The 17,835-nt window shown below is 36.1% G+C and carries 16 protein-coding genes and 2 tRNA genes; 8 read left to right on the top strand and 10 right to left on the bottom strand.

The genetic code is table 11. The features are described 5' to 3' along the window. Positions 1 to 52: 52 nt before the first annotated feature. From purQ to rpe, 6 genes are all read right to left on the bottom strand, one after another. On the bottom strand, positions 53 to 724 hold the full coding sequence (purQ, locus tag ACFINZ_RS06435; RefSeq protein ID WP_375633167.1) for a phosphoribosylformylglycinamidine synthase subunit PurQ: 672 nt from the start codon (positions 722 to 724) through the stop codon (positions 53 to 55). An 11-nt stretch (positions 725 to 735) separates the two neighbouring features. Beyond that, the gene (gene purS / locus ACFINZ_RS06430) at positions 736 to 975 is read right to left on the bottom strand and encodes a phosphoribosylformylglycinamidine synthase subunit PurS (RefSeq protein ID WP_375611546.1); all 240 of its coding nucleotides are present in this window, start codon (positions 973 to 975) and stop codon (positions 736 to 738) included. A gap of 78 nt (positions 976 to 1,053) precedes the next feature. Next, positions 1,054 to 1,818 (bottom strand): phosphoribosylaminoimidazolesuccinocarboxamide synthase, encoded by a 765-nt coding sequence (purC, locus tag ACFINZ_RS06425; RefSeq protein ID WP_375634487.1) that lies wholly within the window; start codon positions 1,816 to 1,818, stop codon positions 1,054 to 1,056. 173 nt (positions 1,819 to 1,991) lie between these two features. Beyond that, on the bottom strand, positions 1,992 to 2,540 hold the full coding sequence (locus ACFINZ_RS06420; protein ID WP_375634476.1) for an RBBP9/YdeN family alpha/beta hydrolase: 549 nt from the start codon (positions 2,538 to 2,540) through the stop codon (positions 1,992 to 1,994). 68 nt (positions 2,541 to 2,608) lie between these two features. Continuing rightward, positions 2,609 to 3,916 carry an adenylosuccinate lyase gene (gene purB / locus ACFINZ_RS06415; RefSeq protein ID WP_375701251.1) on the bottom strand — a complete coding sequence of 436 codons (1,308 nt, stop codon included), beginning with the start codon at positions 3,914 to 3,916 and terminating at the stop codon, positions 2,609 to 2,611. Beyond that, the gene (gene rpe / locus ACFINZ_RS06410; RefSeq protein WP_375633165.1) at positions 3,916 to 4,602 is read right to left on the bottom strand and encodes a ribulose-phosphate 3-epimerase; all 687 of its coding nucleotides are present in this window, start codon (positions 4,600 to 4,602) and stop codon (positions 3,916 to 3,918) included. The genes purB and rpe overlap by 1 nt, the downstream gene beginning before the upstream one ends. Before the next feature lie 146 nt (positions 4,603 to 4,748). On the opposite strand from rpe, the gene ACFINZ_RS06405 reads away from it, so the two are divergent. Both ACFINZ_RS06405 and dksA read left to right on the top strand, forming a co-directional pair. Beyond that, the gene (locus tag ACFINZ_RS06405) at positions 4,749 to 5,288 is read left to right on the top strand and encodes a flavin reductase (protein WP_375606632.1); all 540 of its coding nucleotides are present in this window, start codon (positions 4,749 to 4,751) and stop codon (positions 5,286 to 5,288) included. Between the two features lie 308 nt (positions 5,289 to 5,596). After that, complete coding sequence (gene dksA / locus ACFINZ_RS06400) at positions 5,597 to 6,013, top strand: RNA polymerase-binding protein DksA (RefSeq protein ID WP_015856486.1); 417 nt, start codon at positions 5,597 to 5,599, stop codon at positions 6,011 to 6,013. A 51-nt stretch (positions 6,014 to 6,064) separates the two neighbouring features. On the opposite strand, the gene ACFINZ_RS06395 is transcribed toward dksA, so the two are convergent. Next, positions 6,065 to 6,541 carry a hypothetical protein gene (locus ACFINZ_RS06395; RefSeq protein WP_375617793.1) on the bottom strand — a complete coding sequence of 159 codons (477 nt, stop codon included), beginning with the start codon at positions 6,539 to 6,541 and terminating at the stop codon, positions 6,065 to 6,067. A gap of 219 nt (positions 6,542 to 6,760) precedes the next feature. Between ACFINZ_RS06395 and ACFINZ_RS06390 the strand changes: the two genes are divergently transcribed. Then, the gene (locus ACFINZ_RS06390) at positions 6,761 to 9,295 is read left to right on the top strand and encodes a response regulator (protein ID WP_375701243.1); all 2,535 of its coding nucleotides are present in this window, start codon (positions 6,761 to 6,763) and stop codon (positions 9,293 to 9,295) included. Between the two features lie 279 nt (positions 9,296 to 9,574). Here ACFINZ_RS06390 and purN read toward each other — a convergent pair whose 3' ends face one another. Continuing rightward, complete coding sequence (gene purN, locus ACFINZ_RS06385; protein ID WP_375683993.1) at positions 9,575 to 10,186, bottom strand: phosphoribosylglycinamide formyltransferase; 612 nt, start codon at positions 10,184 to 10,186, stop codon at positions 9,575 to 9,577. Next, entirely contained in the window at positions 10,183 to 11,292 is a 1,110-nt protein-coding gene (gene purM, locus ACFINZ_RS06380) for a phosphoribosylformylglycinamidine cyclo-ligase (protein WP_375633162.1), read from the bottom strand. Before purM ends, purN begins: the two co-directional genes overlap by 4 nt. Before the next feature lie 158 nt (positions 11,293 to 11,450). On the opposite strand from purM, the gene ACFINZ_RS06375 reads away from it, so the two are divergent. The 5 genes from ACFINZ_RS06375 (at position 11,451) to ACFINZ_RS06355 (ending at position 14,645) form a co-directional block, all read left to right on the top strand. After that, on the top strand, positions 11,451 to 12,662 hold the full coding sequence (locus ACFINZ_RS06375; RefSeq protein ID WP_375617797.1) for an AI-2E family transporter: 1,212 nt from the start codon (positions 11,451 to 11,453) through the stop codon (positions 12,660 to 12,662). Then, positions 12,659 to 13,348, top strand: a complete 690-nt coding sequence (gene hdaA, locus ACFINZ_RS06370; RefSeq protein ID WP_375617798.1) for a DnaA regulatory inactivator HdaA — start codon at positions 12,659 to 12,661, stop codon at positions 13,346 to 13,348. The genes ACFINZ_RS06375 and hdaA overlap by 4 nt, the downstream gene beginning before the upstream one ends. 710 nt (positions 13,349 to 14,058) lie before the next feature. After that, positions 14,059 to 14,135, top strand: a tRNA-Pro gene (locus ACFINZ_RS06365). An 88-nt stretch (positions 14,136 to 14,223) separates the two neighbouring features. Further along, on the top strand, positions 14,224 to 14,529 hold the full coding sequence (locus tag ACFINZ_RS06360; protein WP_375617799.1) for an ETC complex I subunit: 306 nt from the start codon (positions 14,224 to 14,226) through the stop codon (positions 14,527 to 14,529). Positions 14,530 to 14,568: 39 nt separating this feature from the next. Next, positions 14,569 to 14,645, top strand: a tRNA-Arg gene (locus ACFINZ_RS06355). Between the two features lie 1,961 nt (positions 14,646 to 16,606). On the opposite strand, the gene ACFINZ_RS06350 is transcribed toward ACFINZ_RS06355, so the two are convergent. Then, complete coding sequence (locus ACFINZ_RS06350) at positions 16,607 to 17,650, bottom strand: tyrosine-type recombinase/integrase (RefSeq protein ID WP_375701242.1); 1,044 nt, start codon at positions 17,648 to 17,650, stop codon at positions 16,607 to 16,609. Positions 17,651 to 17,835: the final 185 nt, after the last annotated feature.

The raw sequence follows: 17,835 nt of genomic DNA, 5'->3' as shown, positions 1-17,835 counted from the left end.
TGGTATAAATCCTTGTTTTTTTAAATTATGGAGCGCGAGTACTTTTGCAGCATTATCCATTTACTAACTCTAAAGCACTTTGAAAAAGTAAACGACCGTCAGTACCTCCGTGGGCGGGTTCAATAAAGTTTTCAGGATGGGGCATCATACCAAGAATATTACCAACTTTATTAACAATACCAGCAATATCTTTCATTGAGCCGTTCGGGTTTGTATTTTCTGCATAGCGAAAAACAATTTGTTCATTGTCTTCCATTTGTTTCAATGTTTCACTATCAACAAAATAATTTCCGTCATGATGGGCAACAGGACAACGAATAATTTGTCCTTTAGAATAATATCGAGAAAATTTTGTCTTGGCGTTAACGACTTCAAGTTTGATTTCACGACAAACAAATTTTAAAGAAGCGTTACGCATTAAAGTACCGGGTAATAATCCTGCTTCCAACAAAATTTGAAATCCATTACAGATACCTATTATTGTCGTACCTTCTTGTGCTTTTTCACGAATGGCTTTTAAGACGGGAGTTCGCGCTCCAATTGCACCACATCTTAAGTAGTCGCCATAGGAAAAACCACCAGGAATAATAATAACATCTACATCTGGAATTGTTGTTTCTGTTTGCCAAATTTTTAGTGGCTCAACTCCCGTTATATGATGTAATGCTGCAATCATATCTCGATCACGATTTAATCCAGGAAGTTGAATGATGGCAGTTTTCATGAGCGTTTCACTTACAGAAGTTCGATTGTATAATTTTCAATGACAGTATTTGCGAGTAACTCTTCACACATTTGTTCAAGTTTTTTCTTTGCAGTTTCAGAAGGTAGATCATCAAGAACAATATCAAAAACCTTTCCTTGACGAATAGATTGAATGCCTTCGAAAGCCAAACTTTTTAAAGCACCGACAATCGCTTCTCCTTGTGGATCAAGAACGCTTTCTCTTAAAGTAACTGTAATGCGTGCTTTCATTTTTTGCTTCCTGCTTTTTAAAAGAACCTCTCCTTTGAAGAGGGGTGTTTGTATAAGGTGATGTTTTTTACCTTGTTTTTACTTTACGAGAACGGGACCACTTGGTCGTGTTGGTTCGTTTTCATTTATAATACCAAGACGTTTGGCAACTTCTTGATAGGCATTAATAAGCCCTCCCATATCACGACGAAAACGGTCTTTATCCATTTTTTCTTGTGTGTGCATATCCCATAGTCGTGCAGAATCAGGAGAGATTTCATCAGCAAGAACAATGCGCATTGTTTCATCTTCCCACAGGCGACCAAATTCCATTTTAAAATCAATTAATTGGATGTTAACACCGGCAAAAAGCCCAGAAAGAAAATCATTAATACGAATTGAAAGTTGCATGATATCTTCTATCTCTTGTGGGACAGCCCACCCAAAAGCTGTGATATGTTCTTCCGTTACCATAGGATCATCGAGAGAATCATTTTTATAGTAGAATTCAATGATGGATTGCGGAAGCGGGGTTCCTTCTTCCAGTCCTAAACGCTTAGCAAGAGAGCCGGCAGCAACATTGCGAACAACAACTTCCAACGGAATGATTTCCACCGCTTTAATAAGCTGTTCGCGCATGTTTATACGTTTGATAAAATGTGTTGGGATGCCCAAACGTCCAAGATGGCTAAAAATATGTTCCGAAATTCGGTTGTTTAAAACCCCCTTTCCGTCGATAATTTCATGTTTTTTTGCATTAAAGGCAGTTGCATCATCTTTAAAAAATTGAATATAAGTCCCTGGTTCAGGTCCTTCATATAAAATTTTAGCCTTGCCTTCATAAATACGGTGGCGACGATTCATCATGATTCTCTATTTATCTTGAGAGGTTTTTAATAACATTGATAAATGATACTATCCTAATTGATAGAATTTCTCAATGATATTGCTATGATACTTTTATAATTTTTATCATTACACGTTTATCCAAAGGTGAAGATACATAAGCGATGAGAAAGAAGATCACCTCTTTTGGATCAAATTTTTGCAAGAAAGTGAGAGAGGACCATAAGCCCTTCAGGCCAAGGTCCGTGTCCGGATTCTGCGTTAATATGGCCAGAATACCCAGCATCAACAAAGAGTGATCCCCAATCATTGGCAATTTTTTCTGCTACTGAAAATTGACAAAACTCATCGTTGCGACTGGCTATGACAATAGAAGGAAAAGGAAGCTTTTGGCGATGATAGGGGCCAAATGTCATTAAATGTTTGGGACGTATTTTTTCATTGGCGACATCTGGAGGGGCAACAAAGAAAGCGCCACAAATTTTTTCTGTATTGTGTACAGTTGCATGAATAACACTGGGAACTCCTAATGAATGAGCAATAAGCATAACAGGTCTTTGAGCTTTTGCGATGGCGGTTTTAACTTTGTTAACCCACTCTTCACAAACAGGCTTTGACCAATGGAGTTGTTCAATGCGGCGGGCTGTCGACAATTTTTTTTCCCAGCGTGTTTGCCAATGATCTGGACCAGATCCTTTGTAGCCAGGAACAATAAGAATATCGAGTTGATTTGCTTTCATGAATTGTTTTCTTTGTTACAACAGATTTTTGATCATAGGTGGAATGGATTTTGGTTTTCTATGTCGCTTTATTGTTCTTCAAAAACACGTTTAAAAATCGTATTGATATGTTTGGTGTGGTAAGAAAGATCAAATTTTTCGCGAAGCTCTTCTTCACTTAAAGCTTTGGTAACATCTTTATCGTTGAGGAGTTCTTCTAAAAAATCTTTTCCTTGTTCCCAAACTTTCATCGCATTTCGTTGTACAATCCGATAAGAATCTTCACGACTAATCCCTGCTTGTGTGAGTGCTAAAAGAACCCGTTGTGAGTGAACAAGACCGCGGAATTTATTGAGATTTTTTTGCATATTTTCTGGATAGACAATGAGATTTTCAATGACAGATGTGAGGCGAGAAAGAGCAAAATCAAGTGTAATAGTCGCATCTGGAGCAATATAACGCTCAACAGATGAATGGGAAATATCACGTTCATGCCAAAGAGCTACATTTTCCATGGCTGGGAGTGCAAATGCACGTACCATACGGGCTAATCCAGTTAAATTTTCTGTTAAAACTGGATTACGTTTATGAGGCATTGCCGATGAACCTTTTTGCCCAGGTGAGAAATGTTCCTCTGCTTCAAGAACTTCTGTTCGTTGTAAATGGCGTATTTCTATTGCTAGCCTTTCAATAGAGGAAGCAATAACACCAAGTGTTGCAAAAAACATAGCATGACGATCTCTTGGTATTACTTGGGTGGAAACCGGTTCAGCACGCATCCTCAAGGCTTTTGCTACATGTGCTTCAACGCGTGGATCGATATTTGCAAAAGTTCCTACAGCTCCTGAAATCGCGCAAGTAGAAATTTCTTCTCGTGCGGCAAGAAGACGTTTGCGACAACGGGAAAATTCAGCGTATGCAAGAGCAAACTTGATTCCAAATGTTGTCGGTTCGGCATGAATGCCATGACTCCGCCCAATGGTGATTGTCTCTTTATGCTCAAAAGCCCGTCTTTTTAATGCTTCAAGAAGTTGGTCTATATCCTCTAGCAAAATATCACTCGCAAGCATCAATTGAATGTTCAGCGTTGTATCGAGAACATCAGATGATGTCATGCCTTGGTGGATAAAACGTGCTTCTGGTCCAATGAATTCAGCTAGGTGGGTTAGAAATGCGATAACATCATGTTTGCTAATTGCTTCAATTTCATCAATGCGATTGATATCAAATTTAGCTGCTGCCCCTTTTTCCCAAATGACTTTGGCGGCTTCTTTCGGAATAATCCCTAATTGAGCAAGGGCATCACAGGCATGGGCTTCAATTTCAAACCAAATACGATATTTTGTTTCAGGAGACCAAATTGTTACCATTGCAGGGCGGGAATAACGTGCGATCATCATTTTTTTCCTTGTTGTGAGAGGATTGCGGCTTGCCGCAATGCATTAATACGTGTTTTGTAAAGCTCTTTATTTCCATCTTTATAAATTGCAGAGCCTGCGACAAATACATTTGCACCAGCTTTTGCAGCTATCCCAATTGTATCAACGGTGATACCACCATCAACTTCAAGATCAATAGGGCGGTTTGCAATCATGCTTTTAACGCGCTTAATTTTATCTTTTATTTCTGGAATAAAACTTTGTCCACCAAAACCGGGATTGACCGTCATGATGAGAATGAGATCTAATTGATCAAGCAAATATTCAAGGATATGTTCAGGGGTGCTTGGATTGAGTGCGATTCCTGCTTTTTTCCCCATTTTTTTGATTGTTTGTAATGAACGATGAAGATGTGGACCTGCTTCAGCATGAATAGTTATAATATCTGAACCTGCTTTTGCAAAAGCTTCTAAATAAGGGTCTACTGGTGCGATCATCAGGTGGACATCAAATATTGCTTTTGTTAATGGGCGCAGAGCTTTGACAATTTCAGGACCAAAGGTGATGTTAGGAACAAAGTGCCCATCCATAATATCAAGATGAAGCCAATCTGCACCAGCATCAACAACATCTAACATTTCTTGTCCAAGTTTAGAAAAATCAGAAGCCAAGAGAGAAGGCGAAATGAGATGTGCATGGGGCATTAAAATCTCCTTAGATTGGCAGTTTTTATCATATCGCTGTGTATACACAAATATTTTTTGTGTTATGACGGAAAAGAAAAAATATGTATTATAGGTCTTTTTATGGAAAGATCGCTTGAAATTTTAAAGCTTTATAAGTGAAAGATATGTCGAATCATAAAACATATTTGATGCCTGAACTTCAACATAAACATACTATTGCGGTTTCTTCCCAAGAATATCGAGATGCCATGAGTCTTTTTGCAGGAGCTGTGCATATTGTGACAACAAATGGTATTAAGGGAAGACGCGGGGTGACTGTTTCGGCGTGTTGTTCTTTATCTGATAATCCTCCAACCCTTCTTGTTTGTCTCATGCGCCATAATTTAAAGAATCAGGTGTTTATGGAGAATGGAAATTTTTGTGTTAATAGCTTGGCAGGAAAACATCGCTCATTAGCGGATGTTTTTTCGAGGCGTTGCAATTCTACACAAAATGAGCGTTTTGATGTTGCTCAATGGGGAGCTTTGCAAACGGGGGCGCCTAGTCTTTCAGACGCTCTAGCGTCGTTTGATTGTCGTTTGATTTGTTGGCACGAACACGCAACCCATTGTGTTTTGATTGGTGAGGTTGTTGCAATCAACTGTAATAAAGAAAAAGATGCTTTGATGTATTTGAAACGTGAATATCACACTTTGCCTTTATAAAGATTTTATTTTTTTGCATTGATGAAATGATTTATTGTTGCTTCATTTAGATTTTAAACAATGTAGAGAGTAGGGGAGGGATGGCTCTGATATCTGATTTCCTTCTTTTTAAAGTTTTTCAATAAGCGAGAAAAATGATTTTGGATGAGATTTGATCAAGAATTCAATCTACATAAAAAAGCGATCAAACCTAAACAGTGCATTTAGATATATTCGTCGATTGTTATGAAAAAACATTTTATTCTTGTGTTGATGGGTATTGCACAATATATAGACCGCACATAGCATATGTGGAGGTTTTTTATTGCATGAGCGAAGAGATTGATGGTCAATATCGCCCTAGTGAAGATGAGCCTTTTATGAATGAGCGGCAAAAGGCGTATTTTCGTGCTAAATTGGTTTCTTGGAAGAATGATATATTAAAAGAAGCTCGTGAGACTTTGGAAAATTTGCAGGAAGAGAATGTTGGTCAGCCCGATTTGACTGATCGGGCTTCTTGTGAAACTGATCGTACAATCGAATTACGTGCTCGTGATCGTCAGAGGAAACTTATTTCAAAAATAGATGCTGCTTTAGAGCGCATTGATAATGGGACATACGGTTTTTGTGAAGAAACCGGCGAACCCATTAGTATAAAGCGTCTTGAGGCTCGGCCGATAGCCGTTTTGTCATTGGAAGCGCAAGAACGTCATGAACGACGTGAAAGAGTTTATCGCGATGATTAAGGTTATTGAGATGATAAACAAACGAAATTCGTGGTGATAAAATTGTATATTTTATTTTTGAGGGGTAGGAATGAATAAAGATGGTTCTTGCCGCCCCTCAATTTCGGCGGTGATGGCTGAATCTTTTACCGCTTGATTCGTAAAAGGAGAGGGACTTTTATCCGATATATCGTTTCTTTCTGGAAGGGCGGAATTTAGATGTGTGTGTGTTTCTCTTTTTTGTATTTTTGATGTACCAGTAATATCAGATTCTACAACCACGTCTGTTAATCCGCCAATAAGGAGCAAATGTTCTTTATTATCGCAACGGACTAAAACAAGGCGGCGTGCCCGATCTATAGAAATTACTTCACATAATGCTAATCGTGATAGACTTTTTTTTCTATTAATGCTGTATCTTCCCGTACTTAAGCGACGTAAAAACACGATAATTACGGTAATAGCTGCGATTGTTATTATAAAAAGCAAAAAGCTTATCGTTATGTTTGCAGCAAATACACCTATTTGCTCTGATAACCAGATATACATAGATTTTCTCCCATTTTGGATGGAAATATTATTTTTTATTGAGATAAATTTATAAACATACCCTCAAAAGGTTCACTTATAATGGTAAGAAATAAACTTTTGAATATTAAGCGAGCTTATCTTAGATAATATCATAGCATATACTTTATAACAACATAACAACGAATATAAAGGAAGTTTTGTGACATAAGAAATAGCTATAAGCTAAGGCAAAGAGAGATGGATAAAGATTTTGAGAATAATGAAAGATCAGCGTCTTCGTTTCATCGGAGAGTTGTGATTTTTGGTGTTGTTTTTGTATTAGGTTTTCTTTTCATTGTGGGTATTTTAGGTTTTTTTTATACACAAAACTATTTGCAACAGGCGATATCAATATCTTTTTTGATTCTAGCAATGATCGGTGTTGCAACACTCGTTTTGTGTGGAATGGGAATTTTAAGATATCATGTGTGGTTGCATGAAGATTTTGATTTTAGCATCTTTAATAGGAGCGATGATGCAATTGTAATCTCTGATCTTTCTGGTTTTGTTTATTATTCTAATCAAAACTATCGAAAAATTCTGACCTATAAGCCTGAAGTGTCTTGTTATAGGGTTATTGCGGATCTTCCAGGAGCTGGTGGACTCTCGTACCGCTTAAAGGTTGCAGCCTGTAATAATCTTGCAGCGCAAGAGGAATTAAGAGTAGAACAGCCAATTTTTACTGATTCTACACCAAAAAAATCTGTTTGGTATAATATTTCCGTTCAACCTATCACAAAACAGAAAAAAAAGCTTTTATTTTGGCGTATTACTGATATTTCGCACTTACAACAAACGCGAGAAGTTTTTTTCTCGAACCTTCAAGAGGCTATCAATCACTTGGATCAAGCTTCTATTGGTTTTGTATCCGTTAATAAACAAGGAACTATTCTTTATGCCAATGCGACTTTTGCAGAATGGTTCTCAATTGATTTAGCGAATTTCTCAATTGGTCAACATAATTTTGATTCGTTATTTGATAGCGTTGGTGCTAAGAGCTCATGGAGTGATATCTGTTTGCAAACCAACAGATATCAAAGTTCAGGTTACTCTTTACCTTATAGGTTTTCGTTATGTTTAAATTCATACACGACTTGTGAGAAAATATTCCATTGTCTTATATCTGTTTCTTCTCTCTTAGAAGAGGAGGACATTTATCGTATTGTGATCATTCCACAACAAGTACAAAAAGAAGAAGATGATCAATTAAAATTACCCAGTATATTAGGAGAATATTTTGATGCGAGTCCTTTTGCAATAGCTGTGGTGGATCATGCAGGGCAATTGGTTCATATGAATAAAGCTTTTTCATCACTTACGGGATGTATGGACAAAGCTGTCAATTTTTATGATGTTATTTCTCGTCGTGATTGTGTGCAGTTAGAGCGTTCTTTTCAGAGAATTGCGACAAATAAAAATTATTTTGTTTCTCTAGAAACTGTTTTAGAAAAAAATGAAGAATGCCATTTACGGCTCCATATTATGTCTGTACCGCCCTATCACGGTGATGCATTGCAAGATTTGCTTATTATCTCTGTGATTGAAACAACCGAACAAAAAACTCTTGAAGATAAAATGATGCAAAGTCAGAAGATGCAAGCTGTAGGACAATTGGCTGGCGGCATTGCTCATGATTTTAATAATGTTTTAACAGCAATTTTAATGTCGTGTGATCTTCTTTTAAATACGCATCGTAGTTCTGATCCTGCTCATGCTGATCTGATCAATATTAAAAACAATGCTAATCGTGCAGCTGCTCTTGTCCAGCAATTGTTAGCGTTTTCTAGAAAGCAAACACTTCGACCTGAAGAAATTGATTTTACTGAATTTTTATCAGATATCCGCAATCTTATTTTACCACTTTTGGGGAATAATATTCAGTTAAAAATTATCCATGGAAGAGATTTGTGGAGCGTTGAAGTTGATCAAGCATCTTTTCAGCGTGTTATTATGAATTTGGTTATTAATGCGCGTGATGCCATGTTAGATGGAGGTATTGTTACGATTGCGACAAATAATATTACAAATCAACAAAGTGCTGAATTTAATCATCTTGGATTAGCAATTGGCGAGTATGTGCAATTGACTATTTCAGATACAGGGGCTGGTATATCTGCTGCTATACAAGAAAAAATGTTTGAGCCATTTTTTACAACAAAAGAAGTTGGAAAAGGAACAGGACTTGGTTTATCAATGGTTTATGGAATTATCAAGCAGAGCGGTGGGTATATTTATTGTGAAAGTAAAGAAGGTGAAGGAGCAACATTTCATATTTTTCTTCCCCGTTATATCCCCAATATAAAAGGAGAAATTTCTCAAAAGATTGAAAAAGATGAAGAGAAAGATAAAAATATAGACTTAACAGGATCTGCGACTGTTTTATTGGTTGAAGATGAAGATGCGGTCAGAATGGGGGGGGTAAGAGCTCTTCAAATGAGAGGATATACGGTTTTAGAGGCAGCAAGTGGGGTGGAAGCACTCTCTATTCTTGAGGAACAAAAAGGAGATGTTGATATTATTGTTTCCGATGTGGTAATGCCAGAAATGGATGGGCCCACTTTATTGAAGGAAGTCCGTAAAAACTATCCTGGTATCAAATTTCTTTTCGTTTCTGGATATGCAAAAGATGCTTTTGCTAAAAATCTTCCACAAGATGCTGTTTTTGGTTTTTTATCTAAACCTTTTACACTCAAACAGTTAGCTCTAACAGTTAAAGAAACACTTTCGTCATGAGCAAAAAATTATGCAATAGAAAATTGCGTATTTTAAGATTTTTTAGGCGAAATACGAGAGTATTTTGATAAATAGTGTTTATGATAATGTCATAGAACTGAATAAAGAAGAATTTTGAAAATGAACTAAAATTCAAAAACACCACATATTTTGTGCAAAAATTTATGAAGAGATGGACTCTATTATGTCAACATTTCATAGAGATTTTCAATTGTAGAAACTGAGTAAAAACTATGTGTAAAGCATTGAAATATGCTGATTAATAGATTGTTGATACACTCAAAAAGATAAAAGCTGTTGTTGCGTATCTATCATTTTGCTCTTTCCTTCAATAAATGCTTTTAAAGCTTCGGGGTAGAGTTTATGCTCTACTTTAAGAACTCTTTGTGCTAAGCACTCAGCAGTATCATGGGGATAGACTGGAACGGCTGCTTGGGCAAGGATTTTTCCTGCATCCATGTCTTCTGTAACAAGATGAACAGTGCAACCCGTGATTTTTACACCTGCTTGTAAAGCTTTTTCATGTGTGTCTAAGCCTTTAAATGAAGGCAAAAGAGAAGGATGAATGTTTAAAATTCGTCCTTCATAAAGTTTTACAAAACGTGGTGAGATAAGACGCATATACCCTGCAAAGCAGAGAAAATCCGGTTTATATTGATCTAAAATCGTAAAAATATTTTCTTCATGCTCTTCTTTTGTTTTGTAAATTTTACGATCAACAATATGAATAGGTAAGTTATGGTTTTGCGCCTTTTCAATACCGTTTGCGCGCGGATTATCGCAAATAACCGCGACGATTTCAGCAGGATATTCTTTTTGTTGACTAGCTTGAGCAAGTGCGACCATATTGGACCCATTACCAGAAATAAAAACGACAATTTTTTTTTTCATAAATGCAGTACCCCTTTATAAAGTATTCCTTTATTTTGATCTTGGCATTTTATTAAAATGCCAAGGGGAGTTACAGTTTCTCCTTTTCTTTCAAGAGCTTGTGTAATTGTTTCAGCTGCATGCTGTGCTACGATAATGATCATGCCAATACCACAATTGAATGTTCTTAACATTTCTCTTTCTTCTATTTTACCTTGTTTGGCAATCCATGAAAATACTGCTGGAACATTGATGGTAGAAAGATTAATTTCAGCGCAGAGAGAAGATGGAAGGACACGTGGAATATTTTCAGGAAAGCCTCCACCCGTAATATGAGCAAGAGCTTTAATCCCTTCATGTTTTCGCATGATGGGAAGAAGCGATTTTACATAAATGCGTGTTGGTGTAAGAAGTGCTATACCAAGGCTGTTTTCGGGGGAAAAAGGGGCAGGGTTATTCCATTTGAGATAATTTTGCTGGATGATTCGTCGAACAAGCGAAAAGCCATTGGAATGAATTCCAGAGGAGCTTAGACCTAATATAACATCACCTTCTATCAAATCTTTTGAAGGGAGTAGCTTGCTGCGTTCGCATGCTCCTACAGCAAAACCGGCTAGATCATAATCTCCCTCTGCATACATTCCTGGCATTTCTGCAGTTTCTCCTCCAATAAGAGCAGCACCGGCTTGTTTACATCCTTCTGCAATACCAGAAACAATCGCAGCACCTTGTTCAGGGTCGAGCTTTCCAGTTGCAAAATAATCCAGAAAAAAGAGAGGTTCAGCTCCTTGTACGAGTAAATCATTGACACACATAGCTACAAGGTCAATACCTACAGTGTTATGGTGCCCCACTTCAATGGCAATTTTTAATTTTGTTCCCACACCATCATTGGCTGCTACTAGGATAGGATCTGTAAAGCCAGCTGCTTTTAAATCAAAAAGGCCACCAAACCCGCCAATTTCTGCATCTGCTCCGGCTCGTTTTGTCGCGCGTATAAAGGGTTTAATTTTTTCTACCATAGCATTACCCATATCGATGTTTACACCGGCTTTTGCGTAGGTAAGACCAGCTTTGGATTTATCCCCAGCCTTGGATTTATTATTTGTAAGATCTTGATTGCTCATTGGAGCCTTCCTTTAATGGAAAATCAGGTTTTGATATTATGCAATGCCATGATAGAGTTCTCTCTGCAAGAGATATTGATAAGAAAATAAGCAACTTTTCTTGTACCTTATTTTGAAGTTGTTTATAATTTTTTGTGAAGATTTTTTTAGGATATTTTATGAGCAAGATATCAGATAATCACGAACAGTCTTCTTGGCAACTTATGAGAAAGAAAGTGAGTGAGAATACATCTCGTGATCGTTATAAGACTTATGTGCCAGCGTATACTCAATTACCGTTGCCGAATAATATGAAAAGACAAATCTTTTTTTGGCTTGGTACGCTGATTTTTTTCATTCTTTTTATGTTTGTTTTTGGATCGATTTTGCTTCCTTTTGTGGCAGGGATTGTGTTGGCTTATTTTCTCAATCCCATTGTTCAATTACTTGAAAAATTTGGTATTCGTCGTGTGTTTGGGACTGTCCTTATTACCTTATTTATTGTTATTACCTTTGTTGCTGCTTTAGTTATTTTGATTCCTGTTATTAGTTGGCAAATACAGCAATTTATGAGTGATGGTTTACCTGTTTATATTAATCGTATTCAAACCTTTTTTGTTGAGCATGATTTTGATTGGTTAAGGCGCTATTTTGGAAGTGATCCAAATGAATTACGGAATAATATTAAAGGATTTTTGGGCGAAGGTTCGGATTTTATTACGTCTCTTTTGAATTCACTTTTAAAGTCAGGAAAGTCAATCGTTAATATCGTTAGCCTATTTGTTGTGGCACCTGTGGTGGCATTTTATATGTTATTAGATTGGCCACGTATGGTAACAGCAATCGATTCGTTAATACCGCGTGATCATCTTGAAACCGTCCGTAGTATTTTTCATGAAATGGATAGAGCTATTGCAGGCTTTGTTCGTGGACAAGGAACAGTTTGTCTCATATTGGGAGGCTATTATGCTATTGGTTTAACGATTGCAGGACTCAATTTTAGTCTTTTGATTGGTATGTTTATTGGTCTTATTAGCTTTATTCCTTATATCGGCACAATGAGTGGTTTGGTCCTTTCTGTTGGTATTGCATGGGTCCAGTTTTATCCCAATAATTGGGGGGGAATCATTGTTGTGATGGCACTTTTTTTAATTGGTCAATTTATTGAAGGTTATATTCTTCAACCCAAGCTTGTAGGTTCATCAGTGGGATTACATCCTGTATGGTTGATGTTTTCACTTTTTGCTTTTTCTTCACTCTTTGGTTTTACTGGTATGCTTGTTGCTGTTCCTGCGGCAGCGGCTGTTGGCGTTTTAGTTCGTTTTGCTCTTCATACTTATCTGAGTTCTCAGATGTATTCGCGAAGCGGAAATTCGGAGCCGCTAAAATGAATGGGCGTGAAACGCAATTATCTTTAAATTTTCCTTATGATCCGATTTTTCAATTTGAGGATTTAGTGGTAACGGAAAGCAATCGTATGGCTTTTCAGCTTATTGATCACTGGCCCAATTGGAGCTTACCTATTGCAGTTTTGGTTGGTAAAGAAGGATCTGGAAAAACGCATTTTTCTAATATATGGCTCCAAAAAGCAGATGCTTTCAGGATTCAGCACAATGAACTTGATCAGGCTGTTACTATGGCTTCTTTAGGCAGATCATTTTTAATAGAGGATATTGATACAGGTGAAATCAATGAGACAGAACTTTTTCATTTAATTAACAGTATTAAGCAAGCAAATCTTGATGCACGACAAGCTACTTTATTGATGACGGCACAAACACTTCCTTCCGCTTGGAATTTAATGTTAAATGATCTAAAAAGTCGCCTTAATTCGGTGATGTTCGTTGAAATTAATCAGCCTGATGATGCATTGTTAACAGCTGTTGCATTTAAGCTTTTTTCCGATAGGCAACTTATTGTACATCCAGATACGGTTTATTATCTTGTAAGCCGTTGTGAACGTTCTTTATTTTCATTGAAGCGTGTTATTGATTCTGTTGATCAGTTGGCATTACAAAGAAAAAGAAAAATAACACGTGCTGTTATTGCTGAAGTTTTAAATAGAAGAAATCCGTAAATACTCCTTATCATGGCTTACTTATTCTGTCCTTCTATTATCGTTTCAATATGTGGAAGACAAGTCATTTAAATTTTTTCTTTTTGGATATCTATATAAGAGTAAAAAATAGTATTTTTTACTCTTATCGTGTTTTTATTTTAAATAGCTTTGAGATTTTATTGTATGATGTTGAATTCTTACCATCTTCGTATTTGAAAATTTTTCTAAAAAGAGCGCTGTATTTTATTTATAATAAAACCTTTGTGCTTTGAAAAAATGTTTGTTGTTTATGGATTTGGATTGTAGAAGATTCTAGAATTTTTAATAAAAGAGTCTTTGGGAAGATAGAAAAAGAGGGGAAAAAAGCTTAATACAGCTGAATTTTTTGGCTTATGTTCTCTTTGGGAAAGTTTTTCTATAATATTTAAGTCATTTTTTTCTAAAATTGTATCTGTGGAATGTGTTTTGATACAATGAGAGCTTGCTTAAAACAGGATAAAAATTATGAAATCCTTATAGAGAAATTCGTTATTTTTTAATATAGATTGGATTTTCTTACGGAAGTTATTTTCTACTATTTGTCAATAAATTTGTTATTGAGTAGAGGGAAAAATTAAAAAATGTGCTTTTTTGTAAAGAAATACAACAAAATTAAAAAAAAGTGTGTTTTTCTCTTGCACTTCTGTTGTGAAAATTTTAGGAAATGTGCATCAAGTAAATGTAAATGGCGGAGCGTAGCGCAGCCTGGTAGCGCACCTGATTTGGGATCAGGGGGTCGTAGGTTCGAATCCTATCGCTCCGACCATATTTGATTGAGTGTGTGAGAATGACCCAATTGGGTACGTGTGGTGAAAACTATCATCCAAGCGTTGTGTAATCTGAAGGAAAAAGGCATGATCGCACGTATTTATAGTCCTGCTAAGACAGCTATGCAGTCAGGTAAGGGGAATACAGGTTTTTGGATTCTAGAGTATGAGCCAATGAAAGCAAAAATGCTTGAACCTCTTATGGGCTACACAGCAACGTCTGATATGAATAATCAGGTAAGGATTCGATTTAATAGGAAGGAAGAAGCGATTGCTTTTGCACGTAAGAATGCTATCTCTTACCGTGTAGAAAAGAAACATACATCGATTCGACGTGCTATTTCTTATTCTGATAATTTTCGCAGTGATCGGCAGCATTCTTGGACACATTGAATTGAAGATGCTATTTTGAATTGAGAAAATAATCAGTTGGGTCCCGTAGCTCAGCTGGATAGAGCAACGGCCTTCTAAGCCGTGGGTCACAGGTTCGAATCCTGTCGGGATCACCATGTTTAAATGATATTTATAGGCTATAAAAAGTTAGAGAGTTTTCCTTTTATTCTATTAGCTTATTTTTCTGTATAATCCCGAATCTTTTTGATGTTTTTTGGTTTATTTTGTTGCTAAACGTTTTCTGTTGACTGTTTTAGTATAAAATGATGCTGTTTTCTCTTTTTTCAGTAAAAATTGCTTTTGATTGCTGAAACTTTAGCATTGCATATTCTTGCCGCGTGTTGCTATTATATCACATGCTTTAGGAAACAGATTACAAAAACTCTTTTTTATGAGCTTCTTTTCATCTTTCTGAAAATGAATATTTTATTTCTTAGATTAGATTTAAGCATTGCGGCTAATGCTGGTGAAATTGCCCAAAAACATCTATTGTGATTTTTTTATTTTTTATGAATAATATTATTACGTTTTTTAGCATGATCTTTGGTAAGATCGATTTTGATTAGATACAAGGCATGATGGATTCGATTTAGAACAGTTTATGAAACATTGAAGAATAAAAACGATATCTGTTTATGATGAGAATTTACAGATGGCACAAGAGGTGGAAAATATCTTCTTGTCTTGGAAGCTGTGATTCATAACGAATTACTTCTTTATAGTTTTTTCGTATAAAAAGATGTTATATGTGCCGTCCAGATAAGATATTGTTTTTTTCAATGAGAGACACTTGCGGACAATTTGATTTAACATGATTGTCACTGTTTCTCAGGTAGGGTTATAGGTTTCATCAATGTTTAGGTTTTCTTAGTCTTATAGGTTTAAGAATGTATACTGTATATTTATATGAATGAAGATAGATTGTATCTTAGAGTTAAATTTTAGATTTCATATTTACATTTTCAAATGTTTTTTCTTATTTCTTTATAGTTTGTACATCATGTTAGAAGTATTTTAATATTGGATAACAATCACATTAAAATGTTATACAGATGAGCTCTGAAGATCTAAACTCACACGGTTCAAGGTGATCATTATTTCAATAGGAATACAGTGTGAGGAGAATGCCATTTTACAGGCTTTGTTTTAAGAGATATCTCTTAAAGCTCACTTCACTCTGGCGCTCGTGAATGGTACAATGATAAATCCATTGAGCTCCATCATCTTTACACTTATGAAGAAATAAGCTGACATTATCATACACTTTGCCTATTTGTCAGCCTCCGATGTTGCAATAGATCTCAGCACTTGAGGCATTTATCGGCATTTTTGTGCTTTTTTATACAATTTTTACTTAATACTAATTCCTCTTATGACGTGTAAGAGAGACGGTTTTGTTTGATTCAATATAAATAGGTTTGAAATGAGAAAACATTACGATATTCGGATTTCTCATTCAACATGGCAAACAATAAAACATGATTATAAATCAATGTATTTTTAGAATGAAAAAATTTGCTTTTATCGTGTTTTTTACTCTTTTTAATATTTTATTATAATCTGTAATTGGTAAACTCAAAATACAGCTCTAAGGTTAAGTGTTTTATATCTATCGAAGTGACTGTTGTTATATCTAACTGTTTAGACAACAAGTGTATACCAATAGACATGAAAGAATTAAGAAAAACAGAGGATAGATCAGGAAATAAACAATATTTTTTAGAACGGAAGCCTATGCTTGTGGAAAGAATTTTAAAATCAAACTTCTAATCTGTTGAAAAATGAGGCTGTTATTACGTTTGTGATACTTTTTCCCCCAAGAGGCGCTATCAGAACGTAAAAAATATTAGAAACACTCCGTAAAGTATGCCCTTTGTAGAGGCATGTTGCAAAATCTTATTTCCGAATCTTTATTTACGCATCCCGTACCTTGGAAGAATACGATAATTCGATAATTTATTTATACTATAAAGTTGAATGGTGGGCGTGACAGGCAAATAAAAAGCAAGTAAAATAAAATAGTTATGTCTAATATAAGGGAATAGGTGAATCTTGATTCTATTGAGTTTTTTTGCCTCTATCCCTCATCTTTTTGAAGCTTTTTTATGGTTGCAAGAGCGAGTTTTTTACGGTCTGTGCTCTTTGTGTAAAGAGATGCCATAGCATCATTTGTCCAGCCAAAAATTGCTTTGAGTTGTGATACTGTTGCACCAGAATTAGCTGCGCGTGTTGCTGCTAATTTTCTTAAGCCATGTGCTGATTTTTTGATTCCCGCTACGTTACAAGCCTCACGAAAAAGGTTGCCAAAACTTTCTTTAACTAGTTTTTTACCTTCTTTACCACAAATGAATGTTTCTTCTCCAATAGGACCAGTTTCAAGCGTTTTGGCTAATTCCGGTAAAATAGGTAGAAAGACATCTGTTTGGAATTTACTTTTCTCTGTTTTGAGATGAATGATATTATTCTTTACATCTTTCCAGCCAATGCGGACCGCATCACCACGACGCAAACCCGTATACAAAAGGACATCAATCCAAACGCGTTCATGGGTACCATGGGACCATCTTTGATAATATTTCTCAACATCTTCTTCTGTCCAAACAGCAAACCCATCTTTGTTATGAAGGGCTGGTCTTTTAACACCTAAGGCTGGATTATTTTCTAAAAGACCTTGGTCAATCGCCCAATTAAAAAGCCCATTAAGGGCTTTCAGAAAGTTTCTAGCCATTGCTGGTGTTTCTTTGCGTCGTTCAACGCCGGCTATGATATGTTTCTTTTCAATTGCTTTGTATGGAATGTTTCCTATGGTATCACATACCTTCATAAGGATGAGTTCTTTTTGTTTTTTTGTAGCTTTAGTGTAGCTATGCCAATTAGAGCTGTTAAAGTATTGTTTAAGCAGCCATGCAAATGACCCTTCAATCAGTTTGCCGATTTTCGGTTTTGGAGGGATTATGCCTTGTAATTCGGCAAGTGCGCTTTTGTAGTTGTCAACAAACTCTTGTGTTCCATAAGTTCCGCGTATTCTAATACGTTTTCCATGACCAATACGTACATACCATACGATTTTGCCATGTTGGGTAATTTGTTTAACGAGATGAGGGGGGCGTGGTTTTGGCATGATCAATTTTACATCTTAGAGAGTGCGATTTCGTAATATTCATTCTTTGACAAATCTAAAAGTTTGTCTGGGTGTGCTGTTGAGTTTGGTATTGGAATATCTGCTTTCAGATAGATAAGCAGTTCACCGGTAGGTTTGATTTCTATGAGTTCGCATTTTTGCTTTTTTGCTTCTCTTAAAGCTCG

Origin of the sequence: Bartonella sp. AA81SXKL, from assembly GCF_042196945.1 — a bacterium.
Classification (GTDB): Bacteria; Pseudomonadota; Alphaproteobacteria; order Rhizobiales; family Rhizobiaceae; genus Bartonella.
Note: the sequence above shows the minus strand (reverse complement) of the source record. Positions and strands in the feature narration are given on the sequence as shown.

Bases quoted from the DNA above. Each gene is read 5' to 3' on its own strand.
- ACFINZ_RS06375 (WP_375617797.1), top strand. From the start codon at position 11,451: ATGAGCAAGATATCAGATAATCACGAACAGTCTTCTTGGCAACTTATG.
- hdaA (WP_375617798.1), top strand. From the start codon at position 12,659: ATGAATGGGCGTGAAACGCAATTATCTTTAAATTTTCCTTATGATCCG.
- purB (WP_375701251.1), bottom strand. From the start codon at position 3,916: ATGATCGCACGTTATTCCCGCCCTGCAATGGTAACAATTTGGTCTCCT.
- purS (WP_375611546.1), bottom strand. From the start codon at position 975: ATGAAAGCACGCATTACAGTTACTTTAAGAGAAAGCGTTCTTGATCCA.
- ACFINZ_RS06405 (WP_375606632.1), top strand. From the start codon at position 4,749: ATGTCGAATCATAAAACATATTTGATGCCTGAACTTCAACATAAACAT.
- purN (WP_375683993.1), bottom strand. From the start codon at position 10,186: ATGAAAAAAAAAATTGTCGTTTTTATTTCTGGTAATGGGTCCAATATG.
- ACFINZ_RS06420 (WP_375634476.1), bottom strand. From the start codon at position 2,540: ATGAAAGCAAATCAACTCGATATTCTTATTGTTCCTGGCTACAAAGGA.
- ACFINZ_RS06360 (WP_375617799.1), top strand. From the start codon at position 14,224: ATGATCGCACGTATTTATAGTCCTGCTAAGACAGCTATGCAGTCAGGT.
- purQ (WP_375633167.1), bottom strand. From the start codon at position 724: ATGAAAACTGCCATCATTCAACTTCCTGGATTAAATCGTGATCGAGAT.
- rpe (WP_375633165.1), bottom strand. From the start codon at position 4,602: ATGCCCCATGCACATCTCATTTCGCCTTCTCTCTTGGCTTCTGATTTT.
- ACFINZ_RS06350 (WP_375701242.1), bottom strand. From the start codon at position 17,650: ATGCCAAAACCACGCCCCCCTCATCTCGTTAAACAAATTACCCAACAT.
- purC (WP_375634487.1), bottom strand. From the start codon at position 1,818: ATGAATCGTCGCCACCGTATTTATGAAGGCAAGGCTAAAATTTTATAT.
- purM (WP_375633162.1), bottom strand. From the start codon at position 11,292: ATGAGCAATCAAGATCTTACAAATAATAAATCCAAGGCTGGGGATAAA.
- ACFINZ_RS06390 (WP_375701243.1), top strand. From the start codon at position 6,761: ATGGATAAAGATTTTGAGAATAATGAAAGATCAGCGTCTTCGTTTCAT.
- ACFINZ_RS06395 (WP_375617793.1), bottom strand. From the start codon at position 6,541: ATGTATATCTGGTTATCAGAGCAAATAGGTGTATTTGCTGCAAACATA.
- dksA (WP_015856486.1), top strand. From the start codon at position 5,597: ATGAGCGAAGAGATTGATGGTCAATATCGCCCTAGTGAAGATGAGCCT.